Source organism: Verrucosispora sp. NA02020 (assembly GCF_013364215.1).
Taxonomy (GTDB): Bacteria; Actinomycetota; Actinomycetes; order Mycobacteriales; family Micromonosporaceae; genus Micromonospora.
Genome location: NZ_CP054923.1, coordinates 5,463,589 through 5,485,317 on the forward strand (window position 1 = coordinate 5,463,589; position 21,729 = coordinate 5,485,317).

Sequence of the window (21,729 nt, forward strand, 5' to 3'; positions counted from 1 at the left end):
GCTCCCGATCCACCGGGTCGCGCCGCGTCCTCGGTTCCGACCGCCGCAGACGATCCCCCGGTGGTTCCTACCCGGGACGACCGTCGGGTCGACCGCGCGCCGTCGTCTTCTCGCACCTCCCCCACAGCGCCATCATCGCCGCTCCGGGGACCTGACACCGGCGGTACCGGCTGGTCGGCGTGTCGAACGTGCGTTCAACCACACTCCGCCGCCCACCGATCACCCTCCGCCACCCACACACCCCTCCCCACCCCACCGCCCGTCCCCGCCCGCCCGCGCCCGCCCGCTCGCCCCCGCGATCATGGAGTAGTGGTCGGCGTTCCATGCCGGTACGGACGCATTCGTCCATACCACGACTCCATGATCGCGGGGGCGAGGTCGGCGGGGAAGGCCGCGAGGGAGGGGTGGGGCGGGTGGGGCGGGGGTGGGGGGTGAGGGGTCAGCCCATGTTGGCGAGGAAGTCGCTGTAGAAGAGGCCCAGGGCGATGGCGACACCGATGCCGGCGATGATCCAGAACCGGACCACGATGTTGACCTCGCTCCACCCGGCCAGCTCGAAGTGGTGTTGCAGCGGCGACATCCGGAACACCCGCTTGCCGGTGGTCTTGAAGGAGATGATCTGGATCACCACGGACATCGTGATGATCACGAAGAGCCCACCGATGATCGGGAGCAGCAGCACCGTCCGGGTGGACATCGCCATGCCGGCGATCAGGCCACCCAGGCCGAGCGCGCCGGTGTCGCCCATGAAGATCCGGGCCGGTGAGGTGTTCCACCAGAGGAAGCCGACACAGGCACCGGCGGCGGCACCGGCGATCAACGCGATCTCCAGCGGATCCCGGACCGCGTAGCAGTAGTTGTTCGGGTTGGCGGTGTACGACGGGTCGGCGCACCAGTGCCGGTACTGCCAGAACGCGATCACCGCGTACGCGCCGAGCACCATCACCGAGGCGCCGGTGGCCAGGCCGTCGAGGCCGTCGGTGAGGTTGACGCCGTTGGTCGCCGCCATCACCACGAAGATGAAGATGACCACCGCGCCGATCTTGGTGACGTCCAGCGCCGGGATGTCCCGGATGAAGCTGAGCGTCGTGCTGCCGACGGTCTCGGTGTTGGTCACCTCGCCGCTGGCGTCGGTCATGGTGGACGGGAAATAGAGCGCCACGACCCCGAACAGCGCGCCGACCAGGATCTGGCCGAGCAGCTTGCCCCGGGCGCTCAATCCGCCGCTGTGCCGCTTGCGCACCTTCAGGAAGTCGTCGACGAAGCCGACCGCGCCGCAGAAGACCATCAGGCCCAGCAGCACCAGCGCGGTGATGGTCGGCTCGACCTGGGCGATCTGCGCGTCCGGCAGGGTGGTCAGAGCCAGGTGGCCGGCCACGTACGCGATCACGGTGGCCAGGATGAACACCACCCCGCCCATGGTCGGTGTGCCCTTCTTGCCCTGGTGCATCTGCGGGCCCTCGGCCCGGATCGGCTGGCCGGCCTTGAGCCGGGTGAACACCTTGATCGCGATCGGGGTGCAGAACAGCGAGACGAGGAAGGCCACCCCGATGGCCACGATGACCGCTCTCACGAAGCGTCACCCTCGCCGTCTGCGGCCACGTCGACGCGCAGCGCGTCGGCCACCTCCCAGGTCCGGTACCGAGAGCCCTTCACCAGGACGACATCGCCCTGCCGTAGCTCGCTTCGCAGCACCTCGACGGCCGCCGCCTGATCGGTGAGCAGCACCGACTCTCCTCCCCAGTCACCTACCGATGTCGCCCCGTGGTGAATCGGCGCCGCGGCCTCACCGACCACCAGCAGCCGGGCGACGCCCAGCTCGGCCGCGAGACGGCCCATGTCGGCGTGCCCCTGCGTCTCGAAGTCACCCAGCTCGGCCATGTAGCCGAGCACCGCGACGGTACGCCTCCCGCTGCCGATGCCGGCGAGCGCACGCAGCGCCACCGCCATCGACGCCGGGTTGGCGTTGTACGAGTCGTCGATCACGGTCACCCCGTCGGTGCGTTCGAAGACGTCCATCCGACGGGTCGAGACCAGCCCGAGCGCGCCCAGCGCGACGGCCAGCTCGGTCAACGGCATGCCCAGTTCCCGGGCCACCGCCGCGGCGGCCAGGCTGTTGGAGACCTGGTGCCGTCCGGTGAGCCCGAGCCGCACCGGCGCGTCGCCCTCCGGCGTCACCAGGGTGTACGACGGCCGGCCGCGCTCGTCCAGCGTCACGTCCTCGGCCCGGATGTCGGCGTGCGCCGCCTCGCCGTAGCGGACCACCCGGGCCACCGTACGGCTCGCCATCGCGTCGACCAGCGGGTCGTCGGCGTTGAGTACCGCCAGGCCGTCGGCCGGCAGCGACTCCACCAGTTCGCCCTTGGCCACGGCGATGTTCTCCTGGGAGCCGAACTCCCCGATGTGCGACACCCCGACGTTGAGCACCACGGAGATGCGCGGCGGTGCCACCTCGCAGAGGTAGCGCACGTGGCCGATGCCCCGCGCGCCCTTCTCCATCACCAGGTAGCGCGTCGTCGGCCCGGCCTGCAACGCCGTGTACGGGTGCCCCAGCTCGTTGTTGAACGAGCCGGGCGGCGCCACCGTCTCGCCGAGGCGCGCGGTGAGCTGGGCGATCAGGTCCTTGGTGGTGGTCTTGCCGGAGGAACCGGTCAACCCGATCACGGTCAGCTCCGGCAGCCGGTCCACCACGGTCCGGGCCAGCCGACCCATCGCGGTCAACGCGTCGGCGACCACGATCATCGGTACGCCGGGCACCTCGCGGGTGCCCAGCACCGCCACCGCGCCGTCCGCCACGGCCGCCGCCGCGTAGTCGTGCCCGTCGACCTTCTCCCCGTCGAACGCGACGAACAGTCCACCGGCGGCGACCTTGCGCGAGTCGAACTCGACGCTGCCGGTGATCCGCGCGTCGGGGTCGGCGTCGACCAGTCGACCGTCGACGGCCGAGGCGACCTCGGCCAGGCTGAGCGCGATCACCGCTGCCCCGCCAGGTCCCCGAAGCGGGCCCGCAGCGCGTCGGCGAGCTCCGTCCGGTCGTCGAACGGGTACGTCTCGCCGGCGATCTCCTGGCCGCGTTCGTGCCCCTTGCCCAGCAGCGCCACCACGTCCTGCGGCTCGGCCAGCCGGACCGCCTCGTCGATCGCCGCGCGACGCCCGGCCACCTCGACGATCCGGGCCGCCGTACCGGCCTGGTGGGCACCGGCGAGCACCTCGGCGCGGATCGCCGACGGCTCCTCGGTACGCGGGTTGTCGTCGGTCACCACGACCACGTCGGCTCCCTCCGCGGCAGCGGCACCCATCAGGGGCCGCTTGCCCCGATCCCGGTCGCCGCCCGCACCGATCACACAGATCAGCCGGCCGGCGCTGAGTCCGCGCAGTGCGGCCAGCGCGGCCACCACGGCGTCGGTCTTGTGTGCGTAGTCGACCACCCCGCGTACCCCGCCGGCCACGCCCACCGACTCCAGACGCCCGGGTACGCCACCGCAGGCGGCCACCCCCTCGGCGGCGGTCACCGGCTCGACTCCGGCGGCGACCAGGGTCGCGATGGCCAGTAGGGCGTTCGCCACGTTGTGCCGGCCGGGCAGCGCCACCCCGGCGGGCAGCGTCAGCCCGTCCGGGCCGTGCACGGTGAAGCGCTGGGCGTACCCGTCGCCGTCGACCTTCTCGGCCCACCACGTGGCGGTCGGGTCACCGGCCGCCGAGTAGCTGACCGTGGCCGGGGTGAAGAGCGGTTCCAGCGCCGGGTCGTCGCGGTTGAGCACCTCCACCGCGCAGCGCCCGTCGAAGAGGCGCGCCTTGGCCGCGAAGTAGTCCTCGGCGTCGGCGTGGAAGTCCAGGTGGTCGGAGCCGAAGTTGGTCCAGCCGCCGACGCCGAACCGCACCCCGCCGACCCGGCCCATCGCCAGGGCGTGGCTGGAGACCTCCATGACCACCGCGGTGACGCCCCGCTCGCGGGCGGCGGCGAGCATCGCGTGCAGGTCGGTGGCCTCCGGCGTGGTCCGCACGCTGTCCACCACGAGGTCGCCCAGGCGCGTCTCGACGGTGCCGATCAGGCCGGTGGTGTGGCCGGCGGCGCGCAGCCCGGACTCGACGAGGTAGGCGGTGGAGGTCTTCCCGGCGGTGCCGGTCACCCCGATCGTCAGCAGGTGCGCGGTCGGGTCGCCGTAGATCGTCGAGGCGACCGGGCCGAGCGCCGCACGCGGGTCGTCGACCACCAGGACCGGCAGTCCGGTGCCGGCGGCCGACTCGGCACCGGCCGGGTCGGTCAGCACGGCGACCGCGCCGGCCTGGGCCGCACCGGCGGCGAACTCCGCGCCGTGCCGGCGGGCGCCGGGCAGGGCCGCGTACAGGTCGCCGGGTCGGACCTCCTGACTGGCATGGGTCGCCCCGGTCACCACCGGATCGGCGCTGGTAGAGGGCGCCACGGCGAGCCGGGCGGCTAGGTCACCGAGCCGGATTCCGGTCACGGTACGGGGACGAGGATTGCCGCGCACGGCGTCAGACCCTACCCGGTCGCCCGGGTCCGGCCGCACGGCGCGCCTGAATCTCCGCCGCACGAAGTCGAACCGCAGGTGGCGACCGGTGGATGCGGCAGGCGTACGCCCGACGGCCCCGATCGGGCACCCGACCGGCGGGTGTCCCGGCGACCGTCCGCCTCCCCAGGGCGACCGCCCGCCTTCTCGTTAGGACGCGACCAGACGACTTCCGGCGTCGACGACCATTCCCGCCGACGACGGATACGGAAAGACGACGCATCCGGGCACGGTCGCCACGAAAAGGCCGGAAAGCACACCAGCGAATACGCGTACGTCAATTCCTCGGGTCACCGGTGACGGAACCGGTGACCCGAGGATTGACGTCGACGACAGTTACGGGAACACGGTGAATTTCGGGGCCGGATCACTCGACGGCGGCACCCGGAAATGGCGCAGCGCGAAGGTCATCATTTCCTTGAACGCCGGCGCCGCGACCCGGCCACCGCCGCCACTCGGGCTGTGCACGAAGACCGCGATCACGTACTGCGGCTTGTCCGCCGGGGCCATCCCGATGAACGAGGCGACCTCGCCGGGCTGCTTCTTCCCCTCGACCAGCCGCCACCCGGTCCCGGTCTTGCCCGCCACCCGGTAACCGGGCACCGCCGCGGACAGTCCGGTGGCGTTGTCCACGGTGGTGACCGCCTCCAGGATGTGCCGCAACTCGGCGGCGTTCTTCGGGCTGAGCACCTGACGGGTCACCGGCTCCTCGGCCGGTGTCGGCTTCCCGTCCGGCCCGATCGTCTCCTTGACCAGCCTCGGCTGCACGTACGTGCCGTCGTTGGCGATGGCGGCGTACGCGGCGGCCATCTGCAGCGGCGTGGCGTCCACGCTGTGCCCGATCGGCACCGAGCCGTGCGACGACTCGCTCCACTCCTGCACCGGCAGCAGTCGCCCGCCCGCCTCGCCGGGCATGCCCACACCGGTCGGCTTGCCGAGCCCGAACCGCTGCTGGTAGTCGAGCAGCCGTTCCGGGCCGAGCTGGTCGGCGATCTGGATGGTGCCGACGTTGGAGGAGTGGGCCATCATCCCGGCCACGCTCATCCGCTTCCCGTCCGCCGGGAACGTGTCCCGGAACCACGTGTCGCCCTTGCGGATTCCGTTGCTGACCGGGAAGACGGTGTCCTTGGTGATGACACCCTCCTGCAACGCCGCCCCGAACGTGATCGCCTTGTGCACCGAACCCGGGTCGACGATGAAGCTGGTGGCCGCGTCCTCCCGGTCGGTGGGGTCGCTCGCCTGCGGTTTCGCCGCGTTGTAGGTGGGATGGCTGGCCTGGGCCAGCACCTCCCCGGTCCGCGCGTCGAGCACCACCGCGGCACCCGTGCTGCCCTGCACCGCCTTCATCCGCTCGCTGAGGATCCGCTGCACCGTGTACTGGAGGTCACGGTCGATGGTGAGCACGATCGAGCTGCCCGGCTTGGCCTTGGTGGTGCGGCTGTAGCCACCGGGGATGGGCGCGGCCAACGCGCCCAGGCCGACCTCGAAGACACGCTGGCCGTCCTCGCCGTGCAGCAGGTCGTCGTAGCGCGCCTCCAGGCCCTCCAACCCGACCATGTCCAGGCTGGTGAAACCGATCAGGTTGGCGGCCAGGTCACCGCCGGGGACCTCGCGCCGCTCGTCGCGGTGTACGGCGATGCCCGGCAGACCCAGCTCCATGATCTCCCGGGCCCGGGCCACGGTGACCCCGCGCGCCAGGTACTCGAACTGGGAGTCGACGCCACTGATCCGCTTGCGGGGCTTCATCTTCTCGGCCAGGTCCGAAGCGGGCATGCCGAGCAGCGGGGAGAGCGTCTGCGCGGTCGCCGGGATGTCCTCGATCCGGGTCGGGTCGGCGTAGACGTACCGGGCCTCGACGCTGTGCGCCAGGGCGGCACCGTCGCGGTCGAAGATCGCCCCGCGCGGCGCGGGAAGCGGCACGGTTCGCAGCCGGTCGGCCATGCCGCCGTCGGCGTACGCCGGAGTGTCGACGGCCTGGAGCACGACGAGCCGCACGCCGATGGCGACGAAGAGGGCCAACGCGAGCGCGGTACCCAGCCGTAGCCGGCGTCCCGGGTCGGCGAGCCGGGGCGGTCGCGGCGCCTTGCGGGCCGGGCGGCGCGGGGCGGCCGGGCGGTCGCCCCGGCGCGGTTCCCGTCCCCCGACGCGACGCCGGGGCGTCCCGGCCGGCGCCTCGCCCCGAGGGGTGCGGTCGGTGACGGTCCGGACCACGGTGGTCCTGCCGGCGGTGGACTCCCGCCGGGGTGCGGCACCCGACCGGGCACCGGCGCGGGTGGCGGCGGAGCGTCCGCCGTCGAGCACCTGCAACGCCGGGCGGAACGGGTCCTGGGTCCGGCTGGTGCGCGGGCTGCGCCGCTGCTCGGCCCGGCCGCCGCCGTCCCGGACGGTGCGCCCCCGGGGGGTGTACGCACGGGCGTCGGAGATGCCGCCGATACCCGGCTCGCCGCCGCGCTCGTCCGGTGCACCCCCGTTACGGTAAGAACCGCGCCGGGAGCCTGTGGCGTCCCGGCGCGGTTCGTCTGATCTCGAGGGCACGGCCTACCCCTCCGAGCCCTGCTGGCTGGTGATCGACACCTGCCCGCTGGCCGGCTGCGGCACGCCGATCATCTTGCCGTCCGGCAGCCGGATGTACGCCAGCTCGCCCGACTCGACCAGCCCCAGACGGCGGGCCTGGGCCTCCAGGTTGCCCGGCGACTCCGACTCGGCGATCTGCTTCTTCAGCTGCTGCTGCTCCACGTCGAGCTTGGCCTGCTGCTGCTGGAGTTCGTCGAGCCGGAACGCATTCTCGTTGATCTTCGTGTTGACGGCCAGGATGCCGAGCACTCCACCGACGACGAGCACCACCACGAGCGCCGCGAACGGTGCCCGGGGTACCCGCACCGGCGGCGGCGGGGCGACCCGCAGCCGCGGCGACTCGGCCCTCTCCGGCTTGCCGGTGTCGGCCCGTTCCACCGGACGCAGTGCGGCGCTGCCCTGGACGGGAAACTCGCGCGCCCCCCGGGCGCGAGTGTCGTCCAGCCGGCTCACCCGGTCCTGCCGCCGGGTGTCGTTCCCGGCTACTCGGGTCCGCTCCGCCGCGATCCGGCCCCCCGACCGCGGTGTGCGCTGCCCGACGCCGGCGACGTCCCGACGCTTGCTCACATTCATATTCCCTCCCCCTCTTCGTCCGTGTCCCCCGGCGTCCGCCGCGGTCCCCCTCCGGTTTCCGCGGCCGACCCCGTCCCCGGTTGGTGCATCGCCTTGACCCGGCGCCGGTACCGTTCGCGGTCGGTACGCCCCTGGTGCCGGGCCTGCGGGTCGATCCGCTCCGCCGCCCGTAGCCGCACCGATGCGGCTCGCGGGTTGGCGGCGACCTCCCTCTCCCCGGGCAGCTCCGCGCCCCGGCTGAGCAGCCGGAACGTCGGCTCCGACCCGGGCAGTTCGACCGGGAGGTCGACCGGGCCCGTACTGCGGACCCGGCCGGCGAGCGCCTGTTTGGTGAGCCTGTCCTCCAACGAGTGGTAGGACAGGACCACCATGCGACCGCCGACGGAAAGTGTGTCCAGAGCGGCCGGCAGCGCCGTCTCCAGCACTGCCAGTTCTCTGTTTACCTCGATCCGTAAAGCCTGAAACGTTCTCTTTGCCGGGTGTCCCCCGGTTCGCCGGGCCGGCGCCGGGATCGACTCCCGCACCAGCTCGGCCAGACGCGCCGACGAGGTGATCCGGCCCCGGTCCCGTTCCCGGATGATCGCCGAGGCGATCCGGCCGGCGAACTTCTCCTCGCCGTACACCCGCAGCACCCGGGCCAGGTCCGGGTGCGGGTAGGTGTTGACCACCTCCTCGGCGGTCACCCCCCGGGTCTGGTCCATCCGCATGTCCAGCGGCGCGTCCTGTGCGTACGCGAACCCGCGGTCGGGCGCGTCGAGTTGCAGTGAGGAGACACCGAGGTCGAAGAGCACACCGTCCACGGACGGGTAGCCCAACCGGTCCAGCACCTCGGGCAACTCGTCGTAGACCGCGTGTTCCAGGTGGACGCGATCGGCGAACCGGGCCAGCCGTACCCGAGCGTGTGCGAGTGCCTCGGTGTCCCGGTCCAGGCCCACCAGGATCGTCTCCGGATGTGCCTGCAACACCGCCTCGGCGTGCCCGGCCAGGCCGAGCGTCGCGTCGACGTGGACCGTACGGCCGCCTCGACCCAGCGCGGGGGCGAGCAGCTCGAGACACCGCTCAAGCAGCACCGGCACATGCGTGCCGCGTAGCTCCCCCATGTCGCCCCCCACTGGTTGAACCGGTCTCGTTGTCGCGTCCTGCTCGTCGGACGACGCCGTGCCGTCGTACCGCCAGATCCCCATCCGCTCTCGACTCGTGCGCCTGGCACCGGGGAAGGGATGCCAGGAACTCGAAAGCGGCTGGAGATCTCGCAGTACGTCGGGCGTCGCCACGCCCTACAGACCGCCTGGCAGCACCCCCTCCTCGATGTCGGCGAAGTCGTCTTCGCTCTCGGCGAGGTAGGTCTCCCAGGCGACCTTGTCCCAGATCTCCACCCGGGTGCTCGCGCCGATGACCACCAGGTCCCGGTCGAGCCCCGCGTAGCTGCGCAGGTGTGCCGGGATGGTCACCCGGCCCTGCTTGTCGGGTATCTCGTCGTGCGCGCTGGCGAAGAAGACACGGCTGTAGGCCCGGGCCGCCTTGTGCGTCATCGGCTGCGCGCGCAACTGCTCCGCGATGTGCTGGAACTCAGGCGTCGGAAAGACGTAGAGGCAGCGCTCCTGCCCTTTGGTGATCACGACACCCCCCGCCAGCTCATCCCGGAACTTCGCCGGAAGGATCAACCGGCCTTTGTCGTCCAGGCGCGGAGTGTGGGTGCCGAGAAACATCGGCCCAACCCCCTCGCCCTTTAACGGCGTTCGCGCGCCGTTGACCCCCCGGGCCGGTGGGCCCCTCCCGGCCCCACCAATGCGCCCCACTCTACTCCACTTCCCTCCACCCGCAACCAGAATCGACCGCGCGGCGCGTCGCCGCGCGCCACAAAACCGCACGTCAGCCGGGGTGGAGCGGAGTGGAGGGCGGCGGGGCGGCGGACGTGGTCCGCTATCCGACATAGATCCACTCGGGCCGGTCCGGACGCCCACCGCCCCGCTCACCGACGAAGTGGACAGAACGGAACACCGTCGGCGGCGATCTGAGGGGTGGTCTGGTCCGGTAACCTCGCTCGCGTGACGGACGCGAAGATGCCCCTACGGGCGAAGGTGGCCAGCTCCGTGTCACGGACCGCCGCAGCCCTCTCGCGGGCTGCGGGCCGTGGCGACGGCTCGGTGATCGGTGGCTGGATCGGCCTGAAGATCGACCCGGACCTGCTGGCGCACCTCTCCGCCGGACGGGCCATCGCACTGGTCTCCGGTACCAACGGCAAGACCACCACCACCCGGCTGGCCGCCGCCGCCGTCGGCGTGCTCGGCCGGGTCGCCACCAACTCCTTCGGCGCCAACATGCCCACCGGGCACACCTCGGCCCTGGCCAAGGCGGGCAGCACCCCGTACGCGGTGCTGGAGGTCGACGAGCACTACCTGGCGCAGGTGATCGAGGCGACCGAGCCGCACGTCGTGGCGCTGCTCAACCTCTCCCGCGACCAGCTCGACCGGGCCAAGGAGGTCGCCATGATGGCGCAGCTCTGGCGCGCGGCCCTGGTCCGCCACCCGGACATCCGCATCGTGGCCAACGCCGACGACCCGATGGTGGTCTGGGCGGCCACCCCGCCGGCCGCCCACGACCAGCGGATCACCCCACCGCACGTCACCTGGTTCTCCGCCGGTCAGCGGTGGCACGACGACTCGTGGGTCTGCCCCGAGTGCGGCTCGACCATCCAGCGCTCCGGTGAGCAGTGGTGGTGCAGCGGATGCCCGCTGCGCCGCCCGCAGCCGCAGTGGACGGTCGACGACGAGGGTGTCCTCGACCCCACCGGCGCCTGGTACAAGGTGAAGCTCCAGCTCCCCGGCAAGGTCAACATCGGTAACGCGGCCACCGCGCTGGCCCTGGCCGCCGAGTTCGGCGTACGCCCGTTCGACGCGGTCCCCCGCCTCGGCGACGTCACCTCGGTCGCCGGACGGTACGCCCAGGTCGAGCGGGACGGTCGGCTGGTCCGGCTGCTGCTGGCGAAGAACCCGGCCAGCTGGCTGGAGGCGTTCGACATGGCCGAGCACACCGCGACCCTGCTCTCCATCAACGCCCGCGACCCCGACGGGTTGGACACCTCCTGGCTCTTCGACGTCGACTTCGCCCCGCTACGCGGACGTCAGGTGCTCATCACCGGCGACCGCGCGTACGACCTGGCGGTCCGGCTGGACGTCAACGGCGTGCCGTTCCAGCACGTCCGCACGTTCGACGACGCCATCCGGGCGGTGCCGCCGGGGCGGCTGGAGGTCATCGCGAACTACACCGCCTTCCAGGACATCCGAGCGGAGTTGGACCGTGTCAACTGAGACCCTGCGCATCGTCTGGATCTACCCCGACCTGCTCTCCACCTACGGCGACCGGGGCAACATGCTGATCCTGGCCCGGCGGGCACAGCAGCGCGGCTTCCCGATCGAGGTGCTGGAGGTCCGCTCCGACCAGCCGATGCCCACCACCGCCGACATCTACCTCATCGGCGGCGGCGAGGACGGCCCGCAGGCGCTCGGCGCCCAGCGGCTGCTCACCGACGGCGGCCTGCACCGGGCGGTCGCCCAGGGCTCGGTGGTGTTCGGCGTCTGCGCCGGATACCAACTGCTCGGCACGTCGTTCTTCGCCAAGGGCACCCAGTACCGCGGCCTGGAACTGCTCGACCTCTCCTCCGACCGGGGCGAGACCCGGGCCGTCGGCGAGCTGGCCGGTGACATCGACGCCCGACTCGGCCTGCCTCCGCTGACCGGCTTCGAGAACCACGGCGGCCGTACCCGTCTCGGTGCCGAGGTCTCCCCGCTGGCCCGGGTCACCGCCGGGATCGGCAACGACGGCGCCACCGAGGGCGCGTGGCGCGGCAAGCTGCTCGGCACGTACTCCCACGGTCCGGCGCTGGCCCGCAACCCGGCCCTGGCCGACCTGCTGCTGCGCTGGGCCACCGGCGCACAGCAGCTTCCGCCGCTCGACGACACCTGGGCCGACCGGCTGCGGGCCGAACGTCGGGCCGCGGTGGCCGCCGCCCGGGCATGACCCCGGCCGTCCGGCGGCTCGCACGGTACTGGCGATCGGTGCAGCCGGTCGCCACCACACCGTCGGTCGTCCGGTTCGGCCTGCTGCTACTCCTGATCGCCGGGTTCGGGGTGACCCTGATCCTGGTCCCCCACCCCGACCCGACGGCGCTGCCGCAGTTCGGCGACCGACTGGGCGGTCTCGCCCCGGTCGCCGGAGTCCTCGGCGGCGCGCTGCTGCTGGTGGCACTGGTCCCCCGTACGTTCATCACGCTCGCCGCGGGCGCGCTCTTCGGCGCCCTGGAGGGTGCCGCGTACGCGCTGGGGGCCGCCCTGCTGGCGGCGGCGATCGGCTTCACCGTCGGCCGGGTGCTCGGGCGGGAGTTCGTCGCCGAGCGCGTCCGGGGCCGGTTGGCCCGACTGGATCGCTGGTTCACCCGGCAGAGCGTGCTCGGGGTGATCACCGTGCGGCTGCTGCCGATCTCCGGCTACGGCCTGGTCAGCTACGGCTACGGCACCACCGGCGCGCGAATCCTGCCGTTCCTCGTCGGCAGCGTGATCGCCTCCGCCCCGTCGGCGTTCGGCTACGCCGCCGTCGGCGCCGCCGTCACCAGTCCCGGCGAGGTCAACTGGCTCGCCGCCACCCCCGCCGCGCTCGGCTTCATCGCCAGCGCGGTGCTGCTCACCCGCTGGTGGCTCGCCGAACGCCGACGCCGCACCACCCAGATGTAAGGAGGGGTCCCCTGCTAACGCCTCGCGTATAGCAGGGGACCCCTGCTAACAACTCGGCAAGCGCGATCGTGCCGCGCCCCCGCTCTCGCCGCATCGCGCTCCATGATCACGCTCGATCCTGGATCGAGTGGCCTCGGTGTCAGCACGAGACCACTCAATCCCGGATCGAGCACGACCTTGTGACGAGCCGCCGCACCCCGGGAACTCGAAGACGCCGCCTTCGTAGCGCCGGAGCGTGCGGCACGTCTTCTTCCCGCCCACGTGGCCCCACGGGTGCCCGCCGCAGCGCCGGCTCGCACCGCACGCGCGCCCGCATACCGTGCACTGGAGGGCTCGGCCGCCGCACCGAGCACGGCGTTCGAACGTTAGAAAGGGTCCCCTGCTATGCACGAGGCGTTAGCAGGGGACCCTTCCTTTCACCAACAACAGCTCACCTACACCGACAGCTCGCCAACAGCGTCAGGCGACGACGGACACCATCCGGCCGGGGATCACGATGACCTTGCGCGGTTCCTTGCCGGCCAGCACCCCCGCCACCGCTGCCAGCGCGGCGGAACGCACGTCGTCCTCGGCGGCGTCGGCCGGCACCTCGACCCGGCCCCGGACCTTGCCGTTGACCTGCACCGGGTAGGTGACGGTCTCGGCGACCAGCAGCGCCGGGTCGGCGACCGGGAAGTCCGCGTACGTCAGGGAGGTCTGGTGACCCAGCCGCCGCCACAGTTCCTCGGCGATGTGCGGGGCCAGCGGCGCCACCATCAGCACCAGCGGTTCGGCCACCTCGCGCGGGGTCGTCGCCAGCTTGGTCACCGCGTTGGTCAGCTCGATCAGCTTGGCGATCGCGGTGTTGAACCGGATGCCCTCCATGTCGCCCCGGACGCCGTCGATCACCCGGTGCAGCAACTGGCGGGTCTGTTGGTCGGCCGGTTCGTCGGTGACCCGCGACTCGCCGGTCTGCTCGTCGACGACCGCCCGCCAGACCCGCTGCAGGAACCGGTACGAGCCGACCACCGCCCGGGTCTCCCACGGGCGGGACACCTCCAGCGGCCCCATCGACATCTCGTAGACCCGGAACGTGTCGGCGCCGTACGCGGCGCACATCTCGTCCGGGGTGACCACGTTCTTCAGGGACTTGCCCATCTTGCCGTACTCGCGGTTGACCTGGACGTCGCCCAGGAACCAGTCGCCGTCGCGCTCGACGACCTCTTCGGCCGGGACGTAGGCGCCCCGGGCGTCGGTGTACGCGTACGCCTGGATGTAGCCCTGGTTGAACAGCTTGCGGAACGGCTCGAACGACGACACGTGCCCCAGGTCGAACAGCACCTTGTGCCAGAACCGGGCGTACAGCAGGTGCAGCACGGCGTGCTCGGCGCCGCCGACGTACAGGTCCACGCCACCGCAGTCGCCCTCGCCGCGCGGCCCCATCCAGTACCGCTCGTTCTCCGCGTCGACGAACCGTCCCTCGTTGGTCGGGTCCAGGTAACGCAGCTCGTACCAGCAGGAGCCGGCCCACTGCGGCATCACGTTGGTCTCCCGGGTGTACCGCTTCGGCCCGTCACCCAGGTCCAGCTCGACCTCGACCCAGTCGCGGCGGCGCGACAGCGGCGTCTCCGGGTCGCTGTCGGCGTCGTCGGCGTCGAAGGTGCGCGGCGAGAAGTCGTCCACCTCGGGCAGTTCGACCGGCAGCATCTCCTCCGGCAGCGCGATCGCGGCACCGTCGGCGTCGTAGACGATCGGGAACGGCTCGCCCCAGTACCGCTGCCGGCTGAACAGCCAGTCCCGCAGCCGGTAGGTCACCGCGCCCCGACCGGCGCCGGTGGACTCCAGCCAGGCGATGATGCGGGCCTTGGCGTCGGCCACCCCCAGTCCGTTCAGGTCCAGGTCGCGGTCGGGCGCGGCGCTGTTGATCGCCGGCCCCTCCCCGGTGTACGCGGTGCCGTCGAAGCCCTCCGGCGGCTGCACGGTACGCACGATCGGCAGCTCGAAGAGATCGGCGAACTCCCAGTCCCGCTCGTCCTGCGCGGGTACCGCCATGATCGCGCCGGTGCCGTAGCCGGCCAGCACGTAGTCGGCGATGAAGATCGGCACCTGCCCACCGGTGACCGGGTTGACTGCGTACGCGCCGATGAAGACGCCGGTCTTCTCCTTGGTGTCGGCCTGCCGCTCGACGTCGGTCTTGGCCGCCGCCGCCTTGCGGTACGCCTCGACGGCTGCCCGGGGATCGGTGTGCCCACCGGTCCACGCGTCCCGGGTCCCCTCCGGCCAGGCCGCCGGCACCAGCGCGTCGACCAGCTCGTGCTCGGGTGCCAGCACCATGTAGGTGGCCCCGAAGACGGTGTCCGGCCGGGTCGTGAACACCCGGATCGGCGCGGTGGGGGTCGGGAAGTCGATGTGCGCACCGGTGGATCGGCCGATCCAGTTGCGCTGCATGAGCTTGATCGGCTCCGGCCAGTCCAGCTTGTCCAGGTCGTCCAGCAGCCGGTCACCGTACGCGGTGATCCGCATCATCCACTGCTTCAGGTTGCGCTTGAAGACCGGGAAGTTGCCGCGCTCGGAGCGACCGTCGGCGGTGACCTCCTCGTTGGCCAGCACCGTGCCCAGCCCGGGGCACCAGTTCACCGGCGCCTGCGACACGTACGCCAGGCGGTGGTCGTCGACGATCGCGCGACGCTCGGCGGACGACAGCTCGGCCCACGGGCGGCCGTCCGGGGTACGCCGGGTACCGCCGGCGAACTCGGCGATCAACTTGCTGATCGGGCGGGCCCGACCGGCCTGGCGGTCGTACCAGGAGTTGAAGATCTGCAGGAAGATCCACTGAGTCCAGCGGTAGAAGTCGGTGTCGATGGTGGCCACCGAGCGCCGCTGGTCGTGGGCCAGTCCCAGCCGCCGCAGCTGCTCCCGGTACCGCTCGATGTTCGCCTCGGTGGTTGTCCGGGGGTGCGTGCCGGTCTGCACCGCGTACTGCTCGGCGGGCAGGCCGAACGCGTCGAAGCCCATCGCGTGCAGCACGTTGCGCCCGGCCATCCGCTGGTAGCGGGCGTAACAGTCGGTGCCGATGTAGCCCAGCGGGTGCCCGACGTGCAGTCCCGCGCCGGACGGGTACGGGAACATGTCCAGCACGTACAGCTTCTCGGCGCCGGAGCGCGGGTGGGCGGGGTCGGCCAGCGGGCCGGACGGGTTCGGCGCGTGGAAGCTGCCCTCGCGTTCCCAGTGATCCTGCCAGCGGCGTTCGATCTCGTCGGCCAGCACGGCGGTGTACCGGAACGGTGGGGTGTCGTTGGCGGCTGCCTCGGTCATGGCCTTCTCCTCGCGTCGACCGGCGGGGTCTTCTCCGTGCTGGCTGGTCTCGTGTCCGTGCTCGGCGGCCCGCCCCGGGCCCCGGCGGGCACGAAAAAGCCCCTCGCACAGGAGGGGCCGCCGTGCTGTCGCGCCGTCAGCGCATCAGCACGGCTCGGTAAGAAGCAGGAAGACTCCGGCCATGACCGGCAGTGTACCGCGACCCCTCGGGCACCGTCGCCCAGTACCCCGTCAGCCGGTGTCGGGGCGACCGTCGCCGACCCGGCCGTCGAGCTCGTCGTAGCGGGTGATCGGGGCCAGCGGCGCACCGGCCCGGTACGCCGCGCGGGCCAGCGCGTAGCCACCCACCGGGGCGGTGAACAGTTGCAGGCCGACCGCCACCAGCACCACCACGGCGGTACGCACGCTCGGGATCAGCAGCAGCACCCCGAACAGCACACAACTGAGGCCGAGGCTGGCAGCCTTGGCGACCGCGTTCATCCGGTGGTAGACGTCGGGCAGGCGGACCAGGCCCACCGCGCTGATCGAGATCAGGACGGTGCCGAGCAGCAGCAGCGCCCAGGCCAGTGCCGTGCGGATCACCGCTGCCCCCGGTGCACCAGCCGGGCCATCGCCACCGTGGCCAGGAAACTCACCAGCGTCCCGGTGAGCACCAGGTCCAGCAGGTCCGGCGCGTCCAGCCGGGCGGCGAGCACCGCCAGGGCGGCCAGGAAGACGAAAAAGCCCAGGTCCAGCGCGGCGGCCCGGTCGGCGTCGGTCGGTCCGCGTACCAGCCGGCCGATCACCACCGCCATCGCGCACGCCAGGACCACCAGCACCACGTCCAGCAGGATCATCGCGACCTCCACGTCTCGGGCGGGTCGTTCTCGGACGGACCACCGTCGTCGGAGGAGCCGTCGTCGGGTCGGCCGCCGCCGGCCGGGTGCGTGGCCGGGCGGATCGCGGCGAGCACCCGCCACTCCAGTTCGGTGACCTCGCGGCGGAACGCGACCGGGTCGGCGGCGTACACGCCGTGCACCCAGAGGGTCGCGGGCTCCCGCCGGATCGCCAGGGTCAGCGTGCCCGGGGTCAGGCTGACCGCCAGGGCCACCGCGGCGACCTCGACGTCGGTGCCGGCCCGCAGCGGCACCCGCACCACCGCCGGTTCCAGTCGCGACCCCGGCGTGAGGATCTCCCACGCCACGGCCAGGTTCGCCTGCACCAGCCGGACCGCGAAGTAGCCGGTGAACCGCAGGATCCGGCCCAGGCGTACCACCGTCCGGCGGGCCAGCGCCGGTGTCGCGCTCATCGCCCGGTCACCGCCCGCACGTAGCCGGCCGGGTCGCGGAGTCCGTCCGCCGCCGTCTCCGCCACCGTCAGCAACGGCTGCGCGGCCAGCCCCGCGACCAGCGAGAGCACGGCCAGGGCCAGCGGCGGGGCGACCAGCGACCGCCCGATCCGGCCGGTGACCGCGTCGGTGGCCGGCTCACCGGTGAACAACGCGCTCCAGATCTTCAGCATGGAGAGCAGGGTGACCAGGCTGACCAGCACCGCCACCGTCATCGCCCACCACGCGTCGACCTCGGCGGCGGCCCGCAGCAACAGGAACTTCGCCAGGAAGCCGGAGAACGGCGGCAGTCCGGCCAGCGACAGCGCCGCGCCGGCGAAGGCCAGGGCCAACGCGGGGCGCTGCACGGCGAGGCCACCGGTGCCGTCCAGCCGGTCGGTGCCCCGGCCGGCGCGTACCGCCGCCGCGCAGAGCAGCAGCGCCGCCTTCACCAGCACGTACTGGGCCAGGTAGTACACCGCCGCGGCCAGGCTCGCGGCGGTGAACAGCGCCACGCCGAGCAGCACGTAGCCGATCTGGCTGACCATGTGGAAGACGAGGATCCGGCGCATCGAGCCCTCGCCGACCGCGCCGAGCACGCCGACCACCATCGACAGCAGCGCCACCACGCCGAGCAGCCAGTGGTACGCCGGGTCGCCGTCGTACACCACCGCGTAGATCCGGATGACGGCGTAGAGACCCACCTTGGTCAGCAGGCCGGAGAAGAGCGCCACCACCACCGGCGAGGCCACCGGATAGGTGCGGGGCAGCCAGTCGTGCACCGGGACCAGCGCGCTCTTGACGCCCAGGGCGAGCAGCACCACGCCGCCGGCCACCGCCACGGCCGGCTCGTCGCGGGCCGCCCCGGCGAGGTCTCCCAGTCCGACCGCTCCGGTGGTGCCGTAGACCAGCGCGACTCCGCCCAGCAGCAGGGTGGAGCCGAGCAGGTTCGTCGACACGTATACCCGGCCCGCACCGCCGCGCCCGATGCCCCCGGCGAGGCTCAACAGCACGTACGAGGGCACCAGCATGACCTCGATCAGCACGAACAGGTTGAACAGGTCGGTGGTGAGGAACGCACCGTACGCCCCGGCCGAGAGCACCAGCACCAGCGGCAGGAAGTACGGGCGGCGGTCGTCGCCGGAGCCCACGGCCGACACCAGACAGCCGAGCACCACCACCGCCGACACGGTGACCAGCAGGGCGCCGAACGCGTCGGCGGCGAGGCTGATGGCCACCGGTGGCGGCCAGCCGCCGACCCTCAGCACCGGGATGTCCCCGGCGACGGTGGTGGTCACCAGCAGCGCCACGCCCGCCGACAGCACGGCGACGGTGGTGACCAGTGCGGCGACCCGGTGCGTCCGGAGCCGCCCCGGCAGGGCGAGCAGACCACCGGCCACCAGCAGGGGCCCGGCGACGGGGAACAGGAGCAGCAGGGTCACCGCCGTACCCCGTCCGGTCCGGTCGGTGCCGGACCACTCTCGGGGTCGCCGTCCCCGGCACGCTCGTCGGCGTCGGTCTCGCCCGGGCCGTCCGGGTCGGTGACGCCGCCGGGGCCGTCGGCGTCGGCGTCCGGGTCCGCGGAGCCCCGACGCAGCAGGCCGAGCAGGTGCACGGTGACCCCGAAGGTGATCACGATCGCGGTCAGCACGAACGCCTGCGGCAGCGGGTCCGCCGTGTCCGGGCCCACCTCACGGACCGGCGCCGTGCGGCGGCCGAGCCCGCCGGCGGCCAGCAGCACCACGTTGACCGCGTGGCCGAGCAGGACGAAACCCAGTACCACGCGCAGGTGTCCGGGCCGGACCAGCAGGAACACCCCGGCGGCGACCAGCGTGCCGACGAGCACGGCGGCGCTCATCGGGCGGCGCCGACGGGTGGGGCGGCGGCGGGCGGGGCACCCGAGGGCAGCCCGAGCCGCCGGACGGCGGCCACCACCAACGCCAGGACCATCAGGTAGACGCCGAGGTCGAACACCAGCGCGGTGGAGAGCGTCGGCAGCGGGTCGGGCGTGCTCAGGCCGAGCGGGGTGAGCAGGGGTTCGCCGACGGCCAGCGGGGCCGCCCCGGCGCCGACGGCGATCAGCAACCCGGCGGCCACCAGCGGCACCGCCGGCACCCGGCCCAGCAGGGGCGCCCCGCCGGGATGGGCCAGTTGCCCGAGCCCGACCGCCGTACCGGCCAGCAACGCCCCGATGAATCCGCCGCCGGTGGCCTCGTGCCCGCGTAGGAACAGCAGCGCCGAGACGACCAGCATCACCGGTGCCAGCATCCGGTAGGCGAACGTGAGCACCACGTCGTCGTCGGCCGGGTCGCCGACGTCGGGCCGGGCCGGGCGGTCAGCGCCGAGCCGGACCAGCCCGAGGGCCACCACCGCGAGCACCACCGCCTCGCCCAGGGTGTCCAGGGCGCGGAAGTCGACCAGGATGGTGTTGACCACGTTCGCGCCGCCGGTCAACTCCTCCGCCCGGTCGAGGTACCACCGTCCCGGACCGGACGGTTCGCCCCGGCCGGTCAGCACGGCGGTGCCGGCCGCCGCGGCGACACCGGTCACCACCGCGAGCGCGGCGGCGGCGGTCACCGACCAGCGCCGCCCGACCGGGGCCAGCCGGTCCGGCTGCTGGCGCAGGGCCAGCATCACGACGACCGCGGTCAGCACCTCGACCAGCATCAGGGTCAGTGCCACGTCCGGCGCGCCGACCGTCAGGAACCAGGCCGACAGCAGCAGACCCACCACCCCGGTCAGCCCGATCGCGGCCAGCGCGGACCGCACCGTCAGCAGACCGGCGAGCGTCGTGACGAGCAGGCCGACCAGCAGCCAGTCGCCGGGGCGGGCCGGGTCGACGTGCGGCAGGGGCGCGACGTCGGCCAGCAACGCGGCGCCCGCCGCCAGCACCACCACCGCCAGCAGCGGGCGGACCAGGAATGGCGCCGGGCCGGTGGCGTGCGCCGGGCGGGCCACCAGCGCGCCGACCCGGAGCAACCGTCGCCGGCCGCGTTCGACCAGCTCGGCGAAGGGCGGTGTGGTGGGTACGGCCCGCAGCAGCCGGTCCACCCGGACCCGACCGAGGAACATCAGCGTGCCCAGCAGCACGGTGGCGGCGCTGAGGCCCAGGGCGGGCGTGAAGCCGTGCCAGAACGCCAGGTACGGCGGGGTGCCCTCCGGCCGGGCCGCGTCGGCGGCGCGTTCCACCAGTGGACTCAGCACCGACACCGCCGGACCGAGCACGGTCGCCGTCACCGCGGCGACCGCCGCCGGGGCGAGGAACGCCCAGGAGGGTTCGCGCAGTCGCCGCTGCCGGGTCGGCCCCTCGACCATCCCGTGCACCAGGCGGGCCGCGTACGCGAAGGTGAGCACGGAGGCGAGGACACCGAGCCCGGCGGCGACCCAGCCCAGCCGGCCGACGCCGTGCGCATCGCCGAATGCCTCGAAGATCGCCTCCTTGCCGACGAACCCGATGGTGGGCGGTAACCCCGCCATCGACATCGCGGCCAGCACGGTGAGCCAGACCGTCACCGGCATCACCCGGTGCAGGCCGGACAGCTCCCGGACGTCCCGGCTGCCCGCCTGGTGGTCGATGATGCCGACCAGCATGAACAGCGTCGCCTTGAACAACGCGTGCGCGACGGTGTACAGGATCGCCGCCGCGTCGGCCGCCGGGGTGCCCACGCCGATCACGCCGACCAGCAGCCCGAGCTGGCTGACGGTCGAGTACGCCAGCAGCGCCTTGAGGTCGTACTGCCGCAGCGCCAGCAGCGCGCCGACGATCGCGGTGAGCAGCCCGACCGACATCAGTGTGACGTCCCACACCACCGTGCCGCCGAACACGGCGGAGAAGCGCATCAGCAGGTAGATGCCGGCCTTGACCATCGTCGCCGCGTGCAGGTACGCGCTCACCGGGGTGATCGCCACCATCGCGCCGGGCAGCCAGAAGTGGAACGGCAACTGGGCCGACTTGGTGATCGCGGCGAGCACGATCAGGGCCCCGACCGCCCAGGCGGTGCCGCCGCGCAGCCGCTCCGGCTCGGCGACGATCGTCTCCAGGCTGGTGGTGCCGGTCTGCACCGCCAGCAGCACGATCGCGGTCAGCAGGGCGAGCCCGCCGGCCACGGTGACCAGCAGCGCCTGCACGGCCGGGCCGGTGGCCGCCGGACGTCCGCCCTGTCCGATCAGGACGAACGAGAGGATGGAGGTCAGCTCCCAGAAGACGAAGAGGACCAGCAGGTCGTCGGCGAGCACCAGGCCCAGCATCGCGGCGGCGAACAGGGTCATGGTGACGTACACCCGCTCCTGCCCGTCGTCGTCGACGCTGAGGTAGCGGGGGCAGTAGGCCATGATCAGCGCGCCGACGCCGAGCGCCAGCAGCGCGAAGACCAGACCGAGCGCGTCCATCCGCAACGCGGCGTCGACTCCGAGGCCGGGCAGCCACCGCCAGCCGAGGGTGACGTACCGGTCGTCCAGGATCGTCGGCAGCCGGGTGAGCAGCAGACCGGCCGCGACCAGGTAGCCGACGGCCAGTGGGTAGCCGGCGTTCCGCCCGAGGCGCCGGGTCAGCAGCGGTACGCAGGCCGCCAGCCCGAGCTGCCAGGCGAGCGCCACGGCGAGGATCACGACGCCGCCCGCCCGGCCGGGAGCACCTCGGATGCCGGTGCCGTCGCCATGTCAACGCCCGGTGGCACGGTCGCCGGACGCCCCCGGGCCGGGGCGGCCCCACGGGGTCTGC

General features: G+C 72.7%; 17 protein-coding genes. 3 read left to right on the plus strand and 14 right to left on the minus strand.

The features are described 5' to 3' along the window. Positions 1 to 439 precede the first annotated feature (439 nt). The 7 genes from mraY to mraZ all read right to left on the minus strand — a co-directional run bounded on the left by mraY (position 440) and on the right by mraZ (position 9,388). Positions 440 to 1,573 carry a phospho-N-acetylmuramoyl-pentapeptide-transferase gene (gene mraY / locus HUT12_RS24280; protein ID WP_131056879.1) on the minus strand — a complete coding sequence of 378 codons (1,134 nt, stop codon included), beginning with the start codon at positions 1,571 to 1,573 and terminating at the stop codon, positions 440 to 442. Continuing rightward, positions 1,570 to 2,976: a UDP-N-acetylmuramoyl-tripeptide--D-alanyl-D-alanine ligase gene (murF, locus tag HUT12_RS24285; protein ID WP_131056877.1), complete on the minus strand. Its 1,407-nt coding sequence runs from the start codon at positions 2,974 to 2,976 to the stop codon at positions 1,570 to 1,572. The genes mraY and murF overlap by 4 nt, the downstream gene beginning before the upstream one ends. After that, positions 2,973 to 4,532, minus strand: a complete 1,560-nt coding sequence (locus tag HUT12_RS24290; RefSeq protein ID WP_176094875.1) for a UDP-N-acetylmuramoyl-L-alanyl-D-glutamate--2,6-diaminopimelate ligase — start codon at positions 4,530 to 4,532, stop codon at positions 2,973 to 2,975. The genes murF and HUT12_RS24290 overlap by 4 nt, the downstream gene beginning before the upstream one ends. Before the next feature lie 336 nt (positions 4,533 to 4,868). Then, entirely contained in the window at positions 4,869 to 7,067 is a 2,199-nt protein-coding gene (locus HUT12_RS24295) for a penicillin-binding protein 2 (RefSeq protein WP_176094876.1), read from the minus strand. 3 nt (positions 7,068 to 7,070) lie between these two features. Then, positions 7,071 to 7,679, minus strand: coding sequence for a septum formation initiator family protein (locus HUT12_RS24300; protein ID WP_131053912.1), 609 nt, complete (start codon positions 7,677 to 7,679; stop codon positions 7,071 to 7,073). After that, a complete protein-coding gene (gene rsmH / locus HUT12_RS24305; RefSeq protein ID WP_131053913.1) occupies positions 7,676 to 8,779 on the minus strand; it encodes a 16S rRNA (cytosine(1402)-N(4))-methyltransferase RsmH in 1,104 nt (367 codons plus the stop codon). The genes HUT12_RS24300 and rsmH overlap by 4 nt, the downstream gene beginning before the upstream one ends. Positions 8,780 to 8,956: 177 nt before the next feature. Beyond that, positions 8,957 to 9,388: a division/cell wall cluster transcriptional repressor MraZ gene (mraZ, locus tag HUT12_RS24310; RefSeq protein WP_131053914.1), complete on the minus strand. Its 432-nt coding sequence runs from the start codon at positions 9,386 to 9,388 to the stop codon at positions 8,957 to 8,959. A 354-nt stretch (positions 9,389 to 9,742) separates the two neighbouring features. Here mraZ and HUT12_RS24315 point away from each other — a divergent pair, with 354 nt between their 5' ends. The 3 genes from HUT12_RS24315 to HUT12_RS24325 are packed head-to-tail and all read left to right on the plus strand — an operon-like array spanning position 9,743 to position 12,409. Beyond that, the gene (locus HUT12_RS24315) at positions 9,743 to 10,990 is read left to right on the plus strand and encodes a MurT ligase domain-containing protein (protein WP_131053923.1); all 1,248 of its coding nucleotides are present in this window, start codon (positions 9,743 to 9,745) and stop codon (positions 10,988 to 10,990) included. Further along, complete coding sequence (locus tag HUT12_RS24320; RefSeq protein WP_131053915.1) at positions 10,980 to 11,699, plus strand: type 1 glutamine amidotransferase; 720 nt, start codon at positions 10,980 to 10,982, stop codon at positions 11,697 to 11,699. Before HUT12_RS24315 ends, HUT12_RS24320 begins: the two co-directional genes overlap by 11 nt. 38 nt (positions 11,700 to 11,737) lie before the next feature. Then, entirely contained in the window at positions 11,738 to 12,409 is a 672-nt protein-coding gene (locus tag HUT12_RS24325) for a VTT domain-containing protein (protein ID WP_343232773.1), read from the plus strand. Between the two features lie 459 nt (positions 12,410 to 12,868). Here the strand turns inward: HUT12_RS24325 and leuS are convergent, their stop codons facing one another. From leuS to mbhE, 7 genes are all read right to left on the minus strand, one after another. After that, positions 12,869 to 15,703, minus strand: coding sequence for a leucine--tRNA ligase (gene leuS, locus HUT12_RS24330; RefSeq protein WP_176094878.1), 2,835 nt, complete (start codon positions 15,701 to 15,703; stop codon positions 12,869 to 12,871). A gap of 231 nt (positions 15,704 to 15,934) precedes the next feature. Continuing rightward, the gene (mnhG, locus tag HUT12_RS24335; protein ID WP_131053918.1) at positions 15,935 to 16,285 is read right to left on the minus strand and encodes a monovalent cation/H(+) antiporter subunit G; all 351 of its coding nucleotides are present in this window, start codon (positions 16,283 to 16,285) and stop codon (positions 15,935 to 15,937) included. Next, positions 16,282 to 16,539: a monovalent cation/H+ antiporter complex subunit F gene (locus HUT12_RS24340; RefSeq protein ID WP_131053919.1), complete on the minus strand. Its 258-nt coding sequence runs from the start codon at positions 16,537 to 16,539 to the stop codon at positions 16,282 to 16,284. The genes mnhG and HUT12_RS24340 overlap by 4 nt, the downstream gene beginning before the upstream one ends. Continuing rightward, positions 16,536 to 16,991: a Na+/H+ antiporter subunit E gene (locus HUT12_RS24345; RefSeq protein WP_131053920.1), complete on the minus strand. Its 456-nt coding sequence runs from the start codon at positions 16,989 to 16,991 to the stop codon at positions 16,536 to 16,538. The genes HUT12_RS24340 and HUT12_RS24345 overlap by 4 nt, the downstream gene beginning before the upstream one ends. After that, positions 16,988 to 18,451, minus strand: coding sequence for a proton-conducting transporter membrane subunit (locus tag HUT12_RS24350; protein WP_176094879.1), 1,464 nt, complete (start codon positions 18,449 to 18,451; stop codon positions 16,988 to 16,990). Before HUT12_RS24350 ends, HUT12_RS24345 begins: the two co-directional genes overlap by 4 nt. Further along, positions 18,448 to 18,867: a sodium:proton antiporter gene (locus tag HUT12_RS24355; RefSeq protein ID WP_131053922.1), complete on the minus strand. Its 420-nt coding sequence runs from the start codon at positions 18,865 to 18,867 to the stop codon at positions 18,448 to 18,450. The genes HUT12_RS24350 and HUT12_RS24355 overlap by 4 nt, the downstream gene beginning before the upstream one ends. Next, a complete protein-coding gene (gene mbhE, locus HUT12_RS24360) occupies positions 18,864 to 21,617 on the minus strand; it encodes a hydrogen gas-evolving membrane-bound hydrogenase subunit E (RefSeq protein ID WP_176094880.1) in 2,754 nt (917 codons plus the stop codon). Before mbhE ends, HUT12_RS24355 begins: the two co-directional genes overlap by 4 nt. Between the last annotated feature and the right edge of the window lie 112 nt (positions 21,618 to 21,729).